Origin of the sequence: uncultured Psychrobacter sp. (assembly GCF_947500265.1) — a bacterium.
Lineage (GTDB): Bacteria > Pseudomonadota > Gammaproteobacteria > Pseudomonadales > Moraxellaceae > Psychrobacter.
On the sequence record NZ_CANMRN010000010.1, the window covers coordinates 1 to 18729 of the forward strand.

Annotated in this window: 16 protein-coding genes; 8 read left to right on the forward strand and 8 right to left on the reverse strand. The window is 43.9% G+C overall.

Features of this window, described 5'->3' with window-relative positions; all coding sequences use genetic code 11:
* Positions 1–260: 260 nt before the first annotated feature.
* On the forward strand, positions 261–1109 hold the full coding sequence (locus tag Q0788_RS12400) for an aldo/keto reductase (protein WP_298811143.1): 849 nt from the start codon (positions 261–263) through the stop codon (positions 1107–1109).
* Positions 1110–1211: 102 nt separating this feature from the next.
* On the opposite strand, the gene ccmE is transcribed toward Q0788_RS12400, so the two are convergent.
* The 5 genes from ccmE to ccmA all read right to left on the reverse strand — a co-directional run bounded on the left by ccmE (position 1212) and on the right by ccmA (position 4633).
* Positions 1212–1712 carry a cytochrome c maturation protein CcmE gene (gene ccmE / locus Q0788_RS12405; protein ID WP_102091822.1) on the reverse strand — a complete coding sequence of 167 codons (501 nt, stop codon included), beginning with the start codon at positions 1710–1712 and terminating at the stop codon, positions 1212–1214.
* A gap of 243 nt (positions 1713–1955) precedes the next feature.
* Positions 1956–2177 (reverse strand): heme exporter protein CcmD, encoded by a 222-nt coding sequence (gene ccmD, locus Q0788_RS12410; RefSeq protein ID WP_160023571.1) that lies wholly within the window; start codon positions 2175–2177, stop codon positions 1956–1958.
* Positions 2178–2193: 16 nt separating this feature from the next.
* Entirely contained in the window at positions 2194–2982 is a 789-nt protein-coding gene (gene ccmC, locus Q0788_RS12415) for a heme ABC transporter permease CcmC (RefSeq protein ID WP_057761594.1), read from the reverse strand.
* A gap of 229 nt (positions 2983–3211) precedes the next feature.
* Positions 3212–3919 (reverse strand): heme exporter protein CcmB, encoded by a 708-nt coding sequence (locus Q0788_RS12420; protein ID WP_160023583.1) that lies wholly within the window; start codon positions 3917–3919, stop codon positions 3212–3214.
* 84 nt (positions 3920–4003) lie between these two features.
* A complete protein-coding gene (ccmA, locus tag Q0788_RS12425) occupies positions 4004–4633 on the reverse strand; it encodes a heme ABC exporter ATP-binding protein CcmA (RefSeq protein ID WP_298811149.1) in 630 nt (209 codons plus the stop codon).
* Between the two features lie 162 nt (positions 4634–4795).
* Between ccmA and Q0788_RS12430 the strand changes: the two genes are divergently transcribed.
* From Q0788_RS12430 to Q0788_RS12440, 3 genes are all read left to right on the forward strand, one after another.
* Entirely contained in the window at positions 4796–5905 is a 1110-nt protein-coding gene (locus Q0788_RS12430; RefSeq protein WP_298811152.1) for a hypothetical protein, read from the forward strand.
* 30 nt (positions 5906–5935) lie between these two features.
* A complete protein-coding gene (locus Q0788_RS12435) occupies positions 5936–6739 on the forward strand; it encodes a YbjN domain-containing protein (protein ID WP_298811155.1) in 804 nt (267 codons plus the stop codon).
* Between the two features lie 128 nt (positions 6740–6867).
* Complete coding sequence (locus Q0788_RS12440) at positions 6868–7782, forward strand: histone deacetylase (protein ID WP_298811159.1); 915 nt, start codon at positions 6868–6870, stop codon at positions 7780–7782.
* Positions 7783–7815: 33 nt separating this feature from the next.
* Here Q0788_RS12440 and Q0788_RS12445 read toward each other — a convergent pair whose 3' ends face one another.
* Together Q0788_RS12445 and coaBC are read right to left on the reverse strand one after the other, a co-directional pair.
* Positions 7816–8598: a sulfite exporter TauE/SafE family protein gene (locus Q0788_RS12445; RefSeq protein WP_101206033.1), complete on the reverse strand. Its 783-nt coding sequence runs from the start codon at positions 8596–8598 to the stop codon at positions 7816–7818.
* 80 nt (positions 8599–8678) lie between these two features.
* Positions 8679–10127 carry a bifunctional phosphopantothenoylcysteine decarboxylase/phosphopantothenate--cysteine ligase CoaBC gene (gene coaBC / locus Q0788_RS12450; RefSeq protein ID WP_298811161.1) on the reverse strand — a complete coding sequence of 483 codons (1449 nt, stop codon included), beginning with the start codon at positions 10125–10127 and terminating at the stop codon, positions 8679–8681.
* A 128-nt stretch (positions 10128–10255) separates the two neighbouring features.
* Here coaBC and radC point away from each other — a divergent pair, with 128 nt between their 5' ends.
* From radC to Q0788_RS12465, 3 genes are all read left to right on the forward strand, one after another.
* Positions 10256–10939 carry a DNA repair protein RadC gene (gene radC / locus Q0788_RS12455; RefSeq protein WP_298811164.1) on the forward strand — a complete coding sequence of 228 codons (684 nt, stop codon included), beginning with the start codon at positions 10256–10258 and terminating at the stop codon, positions 10937–10939.
* A 348-nt stretch (positions 10940–11287) separates the two neighbouring features.
* Positions 11288–14218 carry an acyl-CoA dehydrogenase gene (locus Q0788_RS12460; RefSeq protein ID WP_298811167.1) on the forward strand — a complete coding sequence of 977 codons (2931 nt, stop codon included), beginning with the start codon at positions 11288–11290 and terminating at the stop codon, positions 14216–14218.
* Positions 14219–14734: 516 nt separating this feature from the next.
* The gene (locus Q0788_RS12465) at positions 14735–16111 is read left to right on the forward strand and encodes a dicarboxylate/amino acid:cation symporter (protein WP_101206037.1); all 1377 of its coding nucleotides are present in this window, start codon (positions 14735–14737) and stop codon (positions 16109–16111) included.
* Positions 16112–16229: 118 nt separating this feature from the next.
* Here the strand turns inward: Q0788_RS12465 and Q0788_RS12470 are convergent, their stop codons facing one another.
* A complete protein-coding gene (locus Q0788_RS12470; RefSeq protein WP_057761611.1) occupies positions 16230–16985 on the reverse strand; it encodes a TSUP family transporter in 756 nt (251 codons plus the stop codon).
* A gap of 464 nt (positions 16986–17449) precedes the next feature.
* Here Q0788_RS12470 and nhaA point away from each other — a divergent pair, with 464 nt between their 5' ends.
* Positions 17450–18652: a Na+/H+ antiporter NhaA gene (gene nhaA, locus Q0788_RS12475; RefSeq protein WP_179799353.1), complete on the forward strand. Its 1203-nt coding sequence runs from the start codon at positions 17450–17452 to the stop codon at positions 18650–18652.
* Positions 18653–18729 lie beyond the last annotated feature (77 nt).

Genomic DNA, 18729 nt, shown 5'->3' on the forward strand with positions numbered 1-18729 from the left:
TAACTATCAAATAACTATCAAATAACTATCAAATAACTATCAAATAACTATCAAATAACTATCAAATAACTATCAAATAACTATCAAAAATCACGTTACAGCCTGTTTGCCCTTTGTAGGAAACCGTCACTCACTCTTCCACTTGTCTTTAGTTTTTCTTATAGTGGACAGGCTCAATAGTAATTTACTCGTTAGACCATACTATTGATGACATTTAAAACTAACGAAAATTATAAGATATAAACAATAAGGATAATAATATGAGCGCTAAAAACTATAATATTCGTACCGCTGGACAAGCAAATATCCCAATCCTAGGCCTAGGTACTTGGCAGTCAACTGGACAAGACTGCGTAGACGTGGTTAAAAAAGCGTTAGAAATGGGGTATGAGCATATCGACACCGCTCAAGCTTATGGTAATGAAAAAGAAGTGGGCGAAGGTATCAGACAGTCAAGCGTGGCTCGTGATAAGTTCTTTTTGACTACCAAGATTTTTCCAGATGATATGAAGTTTGAGCCAGAAAAACTGGTCGCAGCAGCGAAACGTTCTTTGGAAGATTTGGGTACAGATTATGTCGATCTGTTGCTATTGCACTGGCCTGATGACCGCGTACCGTTATCTGAGACCATTCCTGCGCTGTGTGAACTCCAAAAGCAAGGCTTAACGCGTCATATTGGTGTTTCAAACTTCAATATCGCTAATATCATTGAGGCCAAGAAATATGCTGATGTGCCTATCGTCGTGAACCAAGTAGAGTTTCATCCGTTCATTAAACAAAACACATTGCAGACCTTCTTAAATAATCATCACATTCTATTAGAGGCCTACTCACCATTAGCACGTGGTGATGTATTTGATAATGAAGTAATTAAAGGGATTGCAGATAAGCACAACGTAACGCCAGCACAAATCTCGTTAGCATGGATCTTATCAGACAAGCATCGTGTGGCTATTCCGAAAACTTCTAACCCTGATCACCTGCAAGGCAATCTAGATGCCATCAAGGTCGAATTAAGTGCAGATGAGTTAGAAAAAATTGGTAACCTAGCCAGCTCTGACGGTCGTAAAATTGAACATCCTGACTATAGCCCAGTATGGGATGACTAATAGGGTTAATAAGTACGATCAACTGATTAGCTAAACAAAGCTCAATGAAAAGCCACCGATAATCGGTGGCTTTTTTTTATATGGTACGACAACTTATAATCGCTACTGTTGTAGCGTTTCGGTCTCATGAATTTTTTCAGCAGGATTATACTGTTCAGAAGTAGGTATCGCTCCACTGCGATTGTTTTCTTTCATAGATTTGGCAACTTCTGGTGGCATATAGTTTTCGTCATGCTTAGCCAACACTTCCCCAGCAACGAAAGTATCGCCTTGCATTTTACCCGTAGCTACGACGCCTGAATTTTCAGCAAATAAATCTGGCAGAATACCTTGGTAAGTCACGGGCACGGTTGACTGAAAATCAGTAATCGCAAACTCAACATTTAATGGATTGTCTGCTGCACGCTGCACACTACCGGCAACCACCATACCCCCAGCACGAATACGTTTGTCTTGAGGCGCTTCGCCTTGGGCAATAGCGGTTGCATCAAAGTAGTAGTCAGTTTGCTGCCCGATGGCATAAATAACCAACATAACTGCTACTGCCGCACCTGCCAGCGTAAACATAACCCACGTCAGTTTTTTCCGACGAACTGCATTCATACCACTACCCCATTGATGAGTCACTGTTTTAGGATCCATAATCAATCTACAAAACAGAAAATTTTGAAGAAACTACCATTAGAAAAACGTTTTGAAAATGTCTTTCTAATCGTACTCTTCTAATCGCTATATGGTAGCATTTTTCAGACAAATCAATAAGCCTCATCGCTACTCGCAAGGTCATATTTTTGTCAGTGTAAGGATACGGCTTCTTACGCTAAAACCATGATATTAAGATGATTTTTATTCAGCTTGTTTGGTTACAGGCGTTGAGGTTTTGGTCGTTCGCTGGGCTTGACGCGCTTGCTGGATGGTTAGCTGTTTGATAAGTGACTGTCGCTGTCTGCGGCTATAGATAATAAATGCCAACATCACGCCAATCGTTATCGCCCAGCACGACCACACAAAAACCCCATGCTTACCCATGGCGAAAAACTCAGATACGCTATAAAAGTAAGGCTGCATAGTATGTTCCTAGCCGTTATTTGTGTTGACCACGAATGTATTCTTTGACCCACGCTTTGCCTTGATCACGGTATAAAATCAGCGTGTTGGTACGATAAATCGCTAATGTCGCAACCAGTAAATAGCTGCCAATAATCATCAGTAGCAGAGGCATCCACATATCTGCCGACATCTTCGGTGCGGCAGTCAAGCTAAAGGTCGCGCCTTGATGCAAGGTATTCCACCACTCTACTGAGTACTTGATAATAGGCAGATTCACTGCGCCCACAATAGATAAAATGGCGGCCGCTTTACCGCGATTGGCCGTATGTTCAAACGCAGCAAACAGTGCCATCACGCCCGCGTATAGAAACGCTAATATCAGCATTGAAGTAAGACGTGCGTCCCATACCCAGTAAGTACCCCATGTTGGCTTTGCCCAGATAGAGCCTGTAAGCAAACTGATGACACACAGCAAAAACCCCATCGGAGCAAGTGCCTGCGCGACCAGACTGGCCGTCTTAATCTTCCATACCAAATAGATTACCCCCAAGACTGCGAGAGAAAAATAGATAGAAATGGCAAGACTGGCCGCTGGAACATGGATAAAGATAATGCGATAGCTATTGCCCTGAAGATAATCAGGCGGCGCAAAAGCAAGGCCCCATACGCTACCAATGAGCAAACAGAGACTGGCTAATATCGCTAACCACTTGACCCAAGGGCTAAAGATACGAAAAAACTGCTTGGTACCCACAGTGGTCAAGAAACCCTGCCAAATGCGCTGCCACAAGCTAGGGGATGAGACGTTATTCAGGTTGGGCATGGGAAGAAACCTATTACACAGCTTACTGGCGATAAAGAATGCGGTCTACTAAAGCACCACTATCAACTCACCTGCTGGCGTTAAACACTGGATAGAATCTACAAAGAGCTGTTTACGTATTCAATTGACTATTATAGCAAAATTGCCAGTTTTCACCACGATGTTAATACGTGTGATGCAGATAACTAGATTTAGATAACTGGATTTAGGATTACAAAACGCAAATCGTTTAATTAAGCCATGACATTTTTAAAGTTGTAGCAATCACCCAAGGCATGACTAAGACAGAAACAATACTTCCTGCTAGTAATAAGGCTAAAATGGGCAAGCCGTTAAGCCCAGAAGCGAATAAATCAACTGCACCTGTAGCAAAAATCAATACCGGCAACTGCATCGGTAAAGCAATCAAAGGCACCAATACTGCCCCATTCTTTAACGATAGCGTCAAGCTACTGGCAATCGCGGATAGCATTAGGAGCATTGGGCTACCTGTCACGATAGAAGCCATCAATATCCACGCTTCAAACCAACTGAGCTGAAATAACGGCACGGCAAGCAAGCTAAGCGCTGCCACAATACCACTGCTAAAAATCCAATGAATGACCAGTCTAATCAGCACCCATAGCGGTAGTGACGCTTTGGCCACGACCAATTGCGCAAGCGTACCATTATCAAGCGCAGGCTTGAATAATCCATCAACGCCCATTACCAGTGACAATAACGCAGCAATCCACACTGCTGATACGCCCAGACGCTGTAATAGCGCAGGCTCACTACCAACTGCCAACGGAAACAAAGTAATAATCACTAAGAACAGCACTAATGGATACAACCATTGCACCGCTCCTTGCTGCTTGACTTGCCATTCGCGGCGCCAAAGCTGCAGGAAGCCAATACTGCGAGGCACTGCGACAATAGCATTTGGACTTTTATTCATGGCTGCTACTGATCCTACTTGTATTGGACTGTCTGTCATTATTTGTCCTTGCACGTATACTGATGGTACTGATAGCAATCAAACTTATACCATATAATCTGACAAATCGAGTACCTGATTGGCGACACCGACTGCTTGATGACTGGTCATTAGTATCGACCCGCCAGCCTGTGCAAAATCGCGTAATCGCTCTTCCATACGTGCCACCATATCGACATCTAGCGCCGTGAAAGGCTCATCAAGTAACCAGAGCGGTGTCACATCAGGAGTTAGTAGGTACAATCGCGCCAGCGTGATGCGGCGCGTTTGCCCAGCGGACAAATGACTTGAGCTAATCGTTTCAAACCCTTGTAGCCCAACCCATGTGAGTGCATCATCAATATCAGCAGCGCTTAGCGTGATGCCATATAAGTTCAGTAGAAACGTCAGGTTTTGTGCTACTGTCAGATTCGGATGGATGCCTAATTGATGCGAGACATATAAAGGCTGGATGGGCAAACCCGCATGACCTTGATAAGTAACTTCACCTGACAAAACAGGTAACAATCCAGCCAATTGCATGAGTAACGTGGTCTTTCCCGTCCCATTTGCCCCGATGAGATGGCAAATACTACCCGCAGATAGCTGCAACGCAACTCCTTCGCACAGCGGTATCTCACCGCGCTGAACCGTCAGCTCCTCAAGTGCAAGTAAAGGCGTATCCAAAACCGTCATCAAAACCCCTGGTTATTTATCAAGCAGCAGTCAATATTCATCACAAACAAAGGCAATGTTCGTGGCATAATACCCTATGCTCGCTACAAACACACAGTATAGCAAATTGTCGATTACTCTGACTTCAAAAAGTACGACCTCAAAAAAATACGACTTTAAAATATGACTTCAAAACCTATGCCGACTTCACAAGATAACCAAAAACCTAATACTGCTGCAGAGACTAACAATGACAACGCAGACACTAACTTGTCAAAACAGCCATCAGCCAACCGTTTGACAGTAGATAGCTTGATCGATGCTCAAATTAACTTTATACAGCAGTGGTTGCACAATCAAGCTGAGCCACTAGCGATGGAAGCTTGGCAATGGTTTGGTGCGCAGCCTTTAAGCAAATATATTACCTGCGATCATTTACAGCAGCTGATGAAAGACTGGCTGTTAAATCAGCCGATGACTGAGGTGATGCGTACTGATATCCGTGATATTTTGCACACTATTATTTATCATCCAGTCAATGACAACGTGCCTTTGTCTGAGTTGGTCGATGATGCCCAAGTCGAAACTCTGGCCAACTATATCGGTAGCCATAAGCAGCAGCGTAACATGTTGATTCATACGCTGGTCGGTAACGAAACCTTTGCAGATTTATTGACCCAAACACTCTATCACGCTATCAATGACTTTATGGAAAGCACCCTCGATAAAGCAGGTGGCGTTGGTAAATTGATGAAGCTTGGACGCAGCTCTTTTGAAAAGGCGACCAACAGAAACCTCGATGAAAAACTGCAAACGTACCTGCATCGCAATATCAAAGATTTGACGCGTAAAGCCGAGGCCAATGCACAGGAACACTTATCAAACGAAGAAGTGGCGCGTCTGATGGTCATGGGCTGGGATCGCATCAAGGACCAACCGATCAGCGAGATACAAACCTACTTAAGCGATGAACCCGGTAATAGTAGCATTGACCATATCGAAGCCAGTATCCAACAAAGCTACAATCGCCTGCGACTGTCACCGTATCTGCACAACTTAGTCTCGGCAAGCATTGACACTTGGTATGCCAATCATCAGTCTGACACGATGGCGACCATCGCGGCGAGTTTACACATTGACGAAGCTGCCATGAAGCAATGTAGCACTACACTACTGCCTATCGTGTACGATGCTCTTGAGACGCCTTGGTTGACGGCTCATATTCGTGAAATGCTAGCAGCGTTCTATGCACAGCCTGCTATCAAAGAAGGCTTGGCACTCACTCACGATTAATTTATAACCCTTACTTGTCAGCATACTATTATGAGTCAACGCAATAAACTCAGCTTGTGGCAAAAGATCAAACGGTTACTGACTGCTGCCGCACCGCAGTCAGTCGTCGATGCTGCAAGCGAGCAAGGGCGTACATCACTTGCTGGCAGTGAGATTAGTAATACAAAAAATATATCGGCTGATATCTCTCATGAATTAGAGGCGAATCAAGGCAGCGAACAGGATAACGCTCAAGCAAATACATCTCAACTCAAAACCGATAACTTGAAAACCGATAGCGCAAATGCAGAATCTAAAAACCAAAGTAATACGCCTATCGTCGACTGTTTAAAGCAATACTTCAATGACAAACAATGGCACTACACGCATTATCGACCCAAAACCAACGATAGCCAGAAGTCGCATCATTTATCCTTGAGGATGCGTCATAAGCAAATAAACTGTGGCTATCTGTTTCGGGTACAAGAAAAAAACAAACTACTGGCCATCTACGGCATCTTGCCATTTTTGATACCAGAAAGTCATCAAAGTGCCGCGATGCTACTCATCACCCAAATCAACTACGACATGCTAGTCGGTAATCTAGAGATGGATGTTAACGATGGTGAGATACGCTACAAAAATGCTATCGATGTCGAAGCGGTTGGTCTAGATAATGAGATCATTGAGCATTTACTACAAAGCGTGGTTGCGATGACCACGGTCGCTAACGAGCTATTTGGCAACTTAGTTAATAACCAAGACCCTGCTGAAGACATGCAAACGCTACTTGTAGAGCTACGTCAACAGGCAGACGCGCGCACGTTCTTTTTACCGACTCAGTTTGTTCAATAGTTCAGTCCGTTCGATAATTAAGTTCATTCGATAAACTGGTTTTTCAATCAAGCCATAATCTACGATAGCTGATACTTATCCCTTTATTCTTCTATCCAAAAAACCATCAATACTAAGCTAGAAATCTTATGCTAAAAATTGCCTACTCTGACGTCTTTCGCTATTCCGTGCCCGAAAAGCACCGCTTCCCTATGCAAAAGTACATTATGATTCCTGAGCGTCTACTGGCAGAAGGAACGATCAGCCAAGATAACTTCTTTGCCCCTGCTCGCTTAAGCGAAGATGAGATTTTGACCACGCATACCGCAGAGTACTGGTATCAGCTTAAAACTCAAACACTACCGCGCAAGGCTGCTCGTGCGATCGGATTTGAGATGACACCGCAGTTGGTCGAGCGCGGACGTTATATTGCTCATGCAACGTATGAATGCGCGCTATATGCTCAGCAATATGGCGTGGCCATGAACGTCGCAGGCGGCACCCATCACTCTTTTGCTGGTCATGGAGAAGGGTTTTGCGTATTTAATGATGTCTGTATCGCTAGCAACTTATTGCTAAATCGTGGACAGGCACAAAAGATTTTAGTTATAGATTTAGATGTTCATCAAGGCAATGGTAACGCCAGTATCATGGCAAATGAACCACGCGTTTTTGTTTTTAGCATGCACGGTGCAAAGAACTATCCGTTTCGTAAGCAAGTATCAGACTTAGATATTGAGCTGGACAATGATACTGGCGATGCTGAGTATTTACAGATATTAGAAGATACGCTGCCACGCTTAATCGCTGAGGTTGCGCCAGATATGATTTTTTATCAGTCTGCAGTCGACGTGCTCGCTACCGATAAACTCGGCAAACTTGGTTTGACACAAGCAGGGTGCAAGGCGCGTGATGAATATGTCCTGCAGCAAGCAAAAGCCGCCAATATCCCTGTCGCTATCGTGATGGGTGGCGGCTACTCAGAAGATATCGAAGATGTGGTTGAAGCGCATTGTAATACCTTTCGTTTGGCACAGCAGATATTTTTTGAAGAATTGGTCTAATAAAATATCGCTGAAAAGGCTCATATACCCTAGCTATAACAATGCGGTAATGCCTTGCCAGCCAACGCGTATACCAAGCACGATTAAAATCAATAAAATAAGCTGACGAAAACGCGCTTGCGGTAAATAGCGACGCAAACGGATTCCAACTAGCAGTGTGACTATAGACAGCACACTCAAAAAAGTAATCAGCTGCCACTCACCACTGCTCAGTGCCATGATGGGCTCACGCAACACGATAATTTGAGCAATCTTTCCTAAGAAATAGCACATGTTACCGACTTTGGCGATAGTGTTTTTATCGTCACTAGCAGACAATAAATACATCATCAGTATGGTCGACATCGCATTGGTCGAGCCGCCGATGACGCCTGCACCAAAGCCAACGGCAATTAACATAGGCTTAGTATTTGGTAGACGGATTTGTTTGCCGAGTAAGCTACTCACAACGTAAAAGGCAATGACCGCGGCCAACAATAAAAGAATATAAGCGCTATCAACCCATAGCAAGAGTTTCGCACCTAAAATGCTACCCAATAGGCTAGTAAGCGCAAGCAACCAATAGCGTCTGCCGTAGTAGATAAAGTTTTGCCAAATGGTGCGCTCACCGCCTACTAGCCAGGTCATCACATTGACAACTAGCGAGGGGAAAATTACTAACACAATGGCGTGTTGCAATGGGTACATACTAGCAAGCGCGGTGGTCGTCACTAGCGTTGCGCCAAGTCCGCTAATACCATGTAGCAGTGAAGCAAGCGCAAAAATGATCGTCAGCACTAGCATCTGAGTGCTATCGTTACCAGCTATATTCATCATATCGGTCACACCATTTGAGGCTCAGCGTCTGTATCTACACACTATCTACATGCTAGCTATCAGATTTAGCGCCTGTAGCTCTAACTATCTTTACGTTGACCTATTGCTTGACCGATGATGCTAGCCAGTTGCTCAGCAATTTTATCTTTACTGTTCTTCTCAAGTGTTACCGCGTCACGCTCATAGCGCTCAGAGAAAAACACCTGCATCGCATTGTCATCACTGGCAAAACCGATATCTGCACGTGAGACATCATTGCAAGCAATCATATCCAAATCTTTTGCGACCAACTTACCACGGGCATAACGCTCGACATCTTGCGTCTCTGCTGCAAAGCCGACGACAAATAGCTCTGGATGTGCCAGAGAAATCGTCGCTAGAATATCAGGGTTTTTAACCAGACTGAGCGTCATGGCATCTTGTGTCTTTTTGATTTTTTGCGGTGCGGCTTCTTCCGTACGATAATCTGCCACGGCGGCGGTCGCAATAAAGATATCTGCTTTCACAAATTGGTTGTCATCATAAGACTGTAGCAAGTCATTATAGTTATGATCATGGTCGCTTACATCGTCATCACCGCAACCACAGTCGCCATGATGATGTTCGCGAGAATGGGTATGGTTATGAGAGTGATCGTGTTCATGAGAATGGGTATGGTTATGAGAGTGATCGTGTTCATGAGAATGGTCATGCTCATCTTCAAGGACAAATTGAAGCTCGCTATGCGTACCTTCCACACATTGCTGCGCCGCTATCAGCATATCTTGGGCAGACAGCACATCGATTCTTGTGACATTAAGCGGCGTGGGCAATGCCACTTTACCACCAGCGATTAAGACAACGTCTGCACCAGCAGCCACGCAGGCACGTGCCAATGCAAAGCCCATTTTTCCTGAAGAGTGATTAGACAAATAACGCACAGGGTCAATCGCCTCTACGGTTGGACCAGCGATAATGACTACTCTTTTGCCTGCCAGTAATTGCGGCGTCGTATTCATCGCTATGAACAGTAACACCTCATCCAATAATTGCTCAGGCTCAGGCAATCGCCCTGCTCCGACATCACCGCACGCTTGCTCACCGCTAGCTGGTTGGATAATTTGATAATTCATATCGCGCAATGTTTGCACGTTTAGGTTGACTGCTGGATGCGCCCACATCTGCTGATTCATGGCAGGAGCAATAATGACTGGCGCAGTAGTGGCAAGGCACACTGTGGTCAATAGATCATCAGCCATCCCCATGGCCAGACGCGCAAGCGTATTGGCTGAAGCAGGTGCAATCACGATTAAGTCGGCCCATTTAGCCAGCTCAATATGCCCCATGCCTGCCTCGGCTTGCTCATCAAGCAACGAGACATGCACTTCGTTACCCGTCAATGCTTGTAGCGTCAGCGGTGTGATAAATGCTTGTGCACCCGTCGTCATGATAACGCGCACATCAAAGCCTGCCTTGACTAACAAGCGGGCAAATATAGCAGATTTATAAGCGGCGATACCGCCAGTAATAGCAAGCACAATATTGGACATAAGCGTGGCATCAACAAAAAAGTGAAAAGATAAAATTGCGCTTATAGTAACAATTATGAGATAAATTGGGTAAGATTTTCCGTATCTATCTCAGATAACGAGTACCAACCCATTTTCAAGGAGTGACAATGGCGATCAAAGACTGGCACGAGGATGACAGGCCACGCGAAAAACTTTTAAAATTTGGTGCAGCTCATTTGTCCGATGCCGAGATACTGGCCATATTTTTGCGTACGGGTACTCAGTCTCAATCAGCGATTGAATTAGCGCGGCATTTGATTGATCAGTTTGGTAGCTTAGCTGAGCTATTAGCCGCCCCTCAAAAGACGGTTCTTGCCTGCCATGGTATTGGCCCTGCAAAGTACGCCCAAATATTAGCCTCACTTGAGATGGGTACGCGCTATCTGGATAGCCAACTCAAAACTGGGCAAGCACTCGGCCGCTCCCAAACGGTCAAAGACTATATCAGTACTCAGTTGCGCGGTGAGCATCGTGAAGTATTTGCGGTACTCTGTCTAGACAATGCTCTAAACCTTTTAAACTTCGAGATACTATTTACTGGTGGTATCTCATCATGCTCGGTATGCATCAAGCACGTACTTCGACATGCACTAAGCCATGCTGCTAGCCAACTTATCATCGCGCATAATCATCCTCATACCGATTCCAAGCCATCAACGGCAGATAATTTATTGACCTATGAGCTAAAAAAAGCCTGTGACCTGTTAGACATCTCGCTTGTCGATCACATCATCGTCGGACGTAACGACACTTTGTCTTATGCCGAGAGCTGCCTTGCCCCTTTTAGCTAACTTTTTGGCTAGTTTTCGATAATAGCTAGCTATGTAACCCACATGTCTGTTTGGAAAACCTGTAAACAATTGTGTTTGATACATATCATCGACAGAGCGTAGCATTTTGGCTCTTGATAGTTATCGACAACTGTTTCATATTAGTAGCCATTCTTGCCATTTATTTGTCAATTACTTACTAGACCGTTAATACTAGTACTTAAGAAACTTAGAACCGAGCATCTAAAGATTAATAAATCATTCGACATATTTATAAATAGTAAGTGGCAAGACAAAAAATAATTATAGTTAGCTTATTTACTTACGTACTTTTCGCATTTCTTATTCAGTGTTTTAAAGGAGATAGTCATGGCAATTGGCTTGTTTATTTTGGCAGTCATCATTCAGTTAGCCGTGGTCTTGGCCATCTTTTTGTTGTCCTTATCACGGGTCACCGGTAGCATCGTCGCCCTGATTACGGTTATCGTCACCGCAATTATCAGCCCATGGTCGCTCATTTTGGGTATACCAATGGCATTACTGTGCTTGGTCTTACTCGTTGGACCGCTTCGCCAATCGTTAATCACTAAGCCTGTATATAAAGCGCTGGGCGGTGCGATGCCGAGTATGAGTGATACAGAACGTGAAGCGCTTGATGCGGGTACTAGCTGGTGGGAAAAAGAGCTGTTTATGGGTGCACCGAACTGGGATACCTTTGCCAATTATCCTTATCCGCAGCTCTCAGAAGAAGAGCAGAGTTTCATCGATAATGAAGTAGAAACCTTATGTGCCATGCTTGATGAATGGCAAATCCAGCATAAAGATAAAGACCTATCACCTGAGGCATGGCAATTTATTAAAAGTAATGGTTTCTTAGGTTTAATCATTCCAAAAGAATTTGGCGGCTTAGAATTTAGCTCTTATGCGCAGAGCCGTGTAATGAGCAAGATTGCTTCGCGCTCGCCGACTGCCGCTGTGACCTGTATGGTTCCCAACTCGCTCGGCCCTGGTGAGCTATTGATGCACTATGGTACAGACGAGCAAAAGCAGCGCTGGTTGCCAGGTCTTGCAAAAGGTGACGAAGTACCTTGCTTTGGTTTAACTGGGCCCGAAGCGGGCTCTGATGCAGGTGCCATTCCTGATACAGGTGTGGTCTGTTACGGTATGCACGAAGGCGAGCAAGTGCTTGGCCTACGCATGAACTTCTCTAAACGCTGGATTACCCTAGCACCTGTCGCTACTGTGGTTGGTCTAGCATTCAAAATGCATGATCCAGAAGGTCTGCTTGGCAATCCTGAAAAAACTGACTACGGTATTACTTGTGCCCTCGTTCCAGCTAACCACGAAGGTGTCGTAACAGGGCCACGTCATAATCCAATTGGCTCCCCATTTATGAATGGTACAGTCGATGGCAAAGATGTTTTTATTCCATTAGATTACATCATTGGTGGCGTCGAGAACGCTGGTCGAGGTTGGCGTATGCTGATGGAATGCTTGGGCGTTGGTCGAGGTATCTCTCTGCCTGCTTTGTCGACATCAGCCAGTGAAATGACTTACCTATCTGTCGGCGCATTCGCAAAAGTTCGCGAACAGTTCAAGATATCAGTAGGTAAATTTGAAGGTGTACAAGACGCTACTAGCCGTATGGCGAGTAACACTTATATGTTAGAAGCGTTCCGACATTTGGTCACTTGCGGATTAAACCAAGGTGGCACGCCCTCAGTCATGACTGCCATGGCCAAATACTATGCGACTGAAACCATGCGTAGCGTCGTCAACGACGGTATGGATGTGGTCGGTGGTCGTGCTGTGCAAATGGGTCCGCGCAACTTCTTAGCGACACCTTATCAGGCGATTCCTGTTTCTATCACTGTCGAAGGCGCCAACATTTTGACCCGCTCGCTCATGATCTTTGGTCAAGGTGCGATGCGCTGTCATCCTTATTTATTCGACGAGCTTCAGTTACTACAAAGCGAAGACAAATCGGCTGCTACTGAAAAATTCGATACCCTTTTCTTTAAGCATTTAGGCTACACGTTTAACCGTGGTGCAAAAGCCTTTGTCGCAGGTTATATCGGTGGTAGCGATAAAGCCCCGAGTTTCGCAGATGCTTTTACCCGTCCCTACTACAAACATATCAACCGTTTAAGTGCGAGCTTTGCCCTAACTGCTGATATGGCATTAGGACTACTAGCAGGAGACTTAAAGCGTAAAGAGATGCTCTCTGGTCGTTTAGCAGATATCCATAGTCATCTATTTATTGCGACTGCTATTTTGCAATTCTATGAGCATGGTAGTAAATCAGAATCTGAGCGATTGCATGCCGAAGTTGCGCTACAAAACAGCTTGTATATAATTCAAGAAGCCTTTGTGTCATTCTTCGCTAACTTCCCGAATCGTATGGCAGCCAATGTGGTTAGCTTTGTGACTTTCCCAAGTGGACGTATCTTCACCCCAGCAAGCGATGAGCTAAAACGCCAATTAGGTGATACTTTCATGGATGATTTTGCAGCCAACCCGTTCCGCGATTATCTAAAAACAATGGTTTATTACAACACAGATGCAGACGATGTGACTGGTCGTATGGAACATGCTTATCAGACGTTGGTCGAAATCGAACCATTGTGGCAGAAGTTCAAAAAGGCAGAGCATCAAGACAGCTTTGAAGGTCTAACCTTTGAAGATCATGTGGTGCATGCCAGTCAAAATGGTGGCATTACCGAAGAAGAGGCAGAAGTTCTGATTCAATATAACGCCATGCGTTTTGATTCATTATTGACTGATACGTTTGACGAGCATCTATCGGAAGCGCTAGAACGTGACAATCCGCATGCGCTTGAAAATGCGGTTCATCAACTGACTGATTACGCACAGCTAAAAAGACAAGCTCAGAGTGAAAACGGTATCGCTGTGGATACCGATGCATCTGCCGTTGATGAGCTAGCCACTAACGAACCAACTATTAACGATCTAGACAGTCCTGCAAATACAGAAAACCATACTGGCGATGCCAATCCTAATCATGGTTATGAAAGTGATGGCGATGTAGAGTTGGTCAGTGAGCAAGATACTGTCAAAGAAGTAAATTCGCAGACAGATTTTGAAGAGTCAAAGCCTGAGATAGAGGCACTCGATCATCGACATCGTGATGCTGAATCACATCTTAACGAGCGTATGGGCAATAATCATAATCGTCATATTGCACCACCTGACGAGATCAATACTGAAGTAAGTGATAATGATATCAAACCTTTAGAGCGCCAATCACCTTTGTCACGCGAAGAAGACGATAAGGTTTAATGGTCTATTCTGTTTTTAATATTGCTATTAGAAACTCAGTATTATTAGATTTTATAATAAAACTTTCACTTCTTATTAGCCAGACTATCTATAAACGATAGTCTGGCTTTTTTTGGTCTATTGAAAATTTTAAGCTTAATTAATCATATTCCTTTCTCTACATTTTGGTAATTTGAAATCAATGGTTCAATATCAATAGTTTGATATATTTACTTACCCTAAAAACTCTTTCATGAATATTTTGTTTCATATGGGAAACAAACCGTTTAGAATAAATATTGACTATATTATGGGCACATAGTTGTAACGAGGAATGTACATTTAGAATAAAATCAGAAAAAAAATCTTGCAGTGCCCTTAGCTATTCTTTTATATTGTCCACGAAAATGTGACATCGAGCGACAATCACGGGAACTTAATAGTCATAACAAGCTTTGTAGTAAGGCTGATAAGTACAATCAGGTTGGCTAATGAACACTTACTATAAAGCTGTTATGCACACAAAGGATATGAATTATGTGGAAGAATTTGGGACTGACGGGCAAGATCATTGTTGCCATGGTGCTCGGTATTGGACTGGGCCTATTTCTAAACTACTCAGGATTGAACGGCGAAGGTGGCTTTGTTAACACTTACATCACCAATGGCTTCCTTGCCATTGTTGGTAAACTATTTGTCAACTCGCTAAAAATGTTGGTCGTACCTTTGGTGCTTATCTCACTGATTTGCGGTGTATGCGGTATTGGTGATATTCGCCTACTTGGACGTATTGGTACCAAAACGTTCATTATTTATATGATAACCACTGCACTCGCTATTGCGACTGCGATTGGTCTTGGCTCGCTATTCGGTATCGGTAAAGGCATGAATATCGGAACGGAAGCCGAGTTTGAAGCAGCGTCAGCGCCGCCTCTACTTGATGTATTCTCTAACATCATCCCATCGAACCCCATCAGTGCGATGGCAAATGGCGATATGTTATCGATCATCTTCTTTGCTATTTTGATCGGTGTCAGTATCTTGATGGTAGGTAAACCTGCCAAAGGCTTAGTGCAGAGCCTAGAGCTGATCAACGAAGTTATCTTAAAGATGGTCACGATTATCATGAACCTTGCACCATATGGTGTATTTGCGCTATTGACCAAAGCAATGGCAGAGCTAGGTTTAGACTTGATTTGGTCACTACTTGGCTATGTCGCGGTATTGGTCGGTTCATTGGCCTTCCACTTCTTTATCACCATGATGATTGTACTAAAAGTGTCTTCAGGCTTGTCTATCAAGACGTTCTTGGCAAAAATGCGTGAAGTACAGATCTTCGCTTTTAGTACCTCAAGCTCAAACGCGACGATTCCTATTACCTTGCGTACGGTTACCAAGCGTATGGGTGTAAACAATTCAGTTGCGTCGTTCACTGTTCCTTTTGGTGCTACCATCAATATGGATGGTACGGCCATTATGCAGGGTACTGCGACCATCTTTATTGCCAATATTTACGGCATTGATTTGGGCGTGACCGAATACTTAACCGTCATCTTGATGTCAGTACTGGCGTCTGTTGGTACGGCTGGTGTGCCTGGTGTTGGTCTAATCATGCTATCTATGGTATTTGCTCAAGTGGGTCTACCAATCGAAGGTATCGGTCTAATCTTAGGTGTGGATCGTATCCTTGATATGTTACGTACTGCTGTAAACGTCGGTGGTGATGCTGCTGTTACTACTATCGTGGCAAAATCAGAAGGCAAAATGGATCTGGCTATTTACAACGATCCTAACGCTGGTGCAAAAGATGTATTTGATGGTCATATCGATGAAGATAATGAGCGTGAGTTCTCTGAAGTCTTTAGTGATGGCATCATGGGTAGTGAATACGATGATGTTGATCGTCGCCGCTAACCCACTCCTGCTAGATAGAAGTACATAAAATAAAAAACCTCAGTCAAGTTGGCTGAGGTTTTTTTATGATTAATAATCAGTAAATAATAATGGTTGATACGGTTCTATCAATAGCTGATTAGCCAAACACGTACTTGGTCAACATCGCCAGACAGACCAGTACAATCACTGGACGAATCAATTTGCTACCGCCTTTAACCACCATATGCGAGCCAAAATAAGCACCGATGGTTTGTCCAACCATCATCGCTAGCCCCACTTTCCACAGTACGTTGCCACCCAAAATAAAGAAGATTAACGAACCGATATTGGTCGATAAGTTCAATACTTTTGCCGCGCCTGTTGCTTCGATAATTTGACGACCACGTAATGCTACATTGCCAAGCGCAAAAAACATCCCAGTACCTGGACCGATATAACCATCATAAAAACCAATCAACGGTGCCACGACTTTTTGCCATTTGCCCTCTGAGATACGCGGGGCAGCCTCTACCTCACCTAATCTAGGGGCAAATAATGTATAGATACCGATAGCCGCGATTAAAAATGGAATCACCTTTTCAAGCAAGTCAGGTGGTGACATCTGTACAGCGATGGTGCCGATAACGGAACCAATAAAAGCGGCGATGATAGCTACTTTGATACGTTGCGGTTTGACGACTCCTTTTCTAATCATAGTAATAGACGCCGCCAGTGCGCCTGATGCCGCTTGCAGTTTATTGGTACCGAGCGTTAATACTGGTGGGATGTTGGCCAGTAGCATGGCAGGGATAGTCAACAACCCGCCGCCGCCAGCGATAGCATCAATAAATCCTGCCAATGCGGCCACCGCAGTAAGCATTAAAATAATCTCTAACGAGAAAGTTAAGTCCATGACACTGACCTGCAAAATATTATAAGAAGAGAAAAGGCGTTCTGAGATAAGGCTAAAATATCGTTATCGATAAGCTGACAGCTTACCAGTGCTAGCAAAAGCAATAATGACACGTCGCACAGCGCTGCTCATTATAAAGATAAAACCGTAAAAAAAGCCAAAAACGTAACAAAGTCTGCTAAATTTGTCTAATAACGTTCCGAATATGCTCAGCCGAATAGCAACTTATTAAAAAGATGTAACGACTTACAACTATTGTGCTCGTCAAATCCTCTTTATAATATTGCTATTGTGAATATAAAAAAGTAGACCGTTGGCACTGGCTCAACGTATTTTGTTGTCTATATTGATAAGAGTATGAGAAACTGTTTCTGTCTATTTGCTACCTCAAAATTATAGGTAGCGCAGACATTGATGGATATTTGAGGTTATTTAGTAAATTGTATTTAGCGAATGAGGATGATATGGCAATACGAAGGATTAAAGCATTTTTTGAATTTGAGGCAGCAGGCGGTATCGTCTTAGCATTGGCTGCCATTGCTGCAATGATCATTGCCAACTCCCCTCTTAATGTTTGGTATGAAGGTTTTATTCATGCACCAGTCGCCATTCAGATTGGTGAGTTTGCGATTGCCAAAGATGCTCATCACTGGATCAACGATGGTCTAATGGCGGTTTTCTTTTTCTTGGTTGGATTGGAGCTTAAGCGTGAAGTACTCATCGGTGAGCTGTCCAACGTCAAGCAGATAATACTGCCAGCAGGGGCTGCACTCGGCGGTATGATTATGCCGGCGATTGTATATCTGCTCTTTAACTACAATGAGCCTGAGTTTTGGAAAGGTTGGGCCATTCCTGCTGCGACAGATATTGCGTTTGCACTCGGTATTTTGAGTCTCTTAGGTAACCGTGTACCCAACTCTTTAAAGGTATTTTTGGTCTCTATTGCTATCTTTGATGACATTGGTGCGATTCTGATTATCGCTTTGTTTTACACCAGTGAGTTGTCATTAGAGTCATTGGCAGTAGCTGGTCTATGTTTGCCGTTCTTATATGTTCTTAATCGCCGTAACGTTACCAACATCACGCCCTATCTACTCATTGGTCTGATCATGTGGATTGCCGTACTCAAGTCTGGTATCCATGCAACATTGGCAGGGGTGGTACTAGCACTGTTTATCCCGATGTTCGACCGCACTGATCCTGAGCACTCTCCGCTTGAAGAGCTAGAGCACGATCTACACAATACCGTCGCCTTTGGTATTTTGCCAATCTTTGCTTTTGCCAACTCGGGTATCTCTCTCGAAGGCGCAGGTTTTGCTGAGCTATTCCACTCAGTGCCGCTAGGTATTGCCGCTGGTTTGTTTATTGGTAAGCAGTTAGGCGTCATGATTATGTGTTGGTTAATCTTTAAACTTGGTATCTCAACCATGCCAAAAGGTATGGACTATAAGCAAATCTACGGCGCAGCTCTATTATGCGGTGTTGGTTTTACCATGAGTTTGTTCATCGGTGGCTTGGCGTTCGCTGGAGACACCACTATGTTTGATGAGCGCTTAGGTATTATCATGGGTTCAATCGTCTCTGGTATTGCTGGTTACATCATGTTGAAAATGAGCTTAAAAGACAATGCTAGCGGTACATCGGTCGACTTGACTCGCCCGCATTAACGAAACGTAGAGTAGCTTATAATGGTACTGCTTAATATTAATGCCACTTATAAACTGCTCTATTTTATTTGTATGTA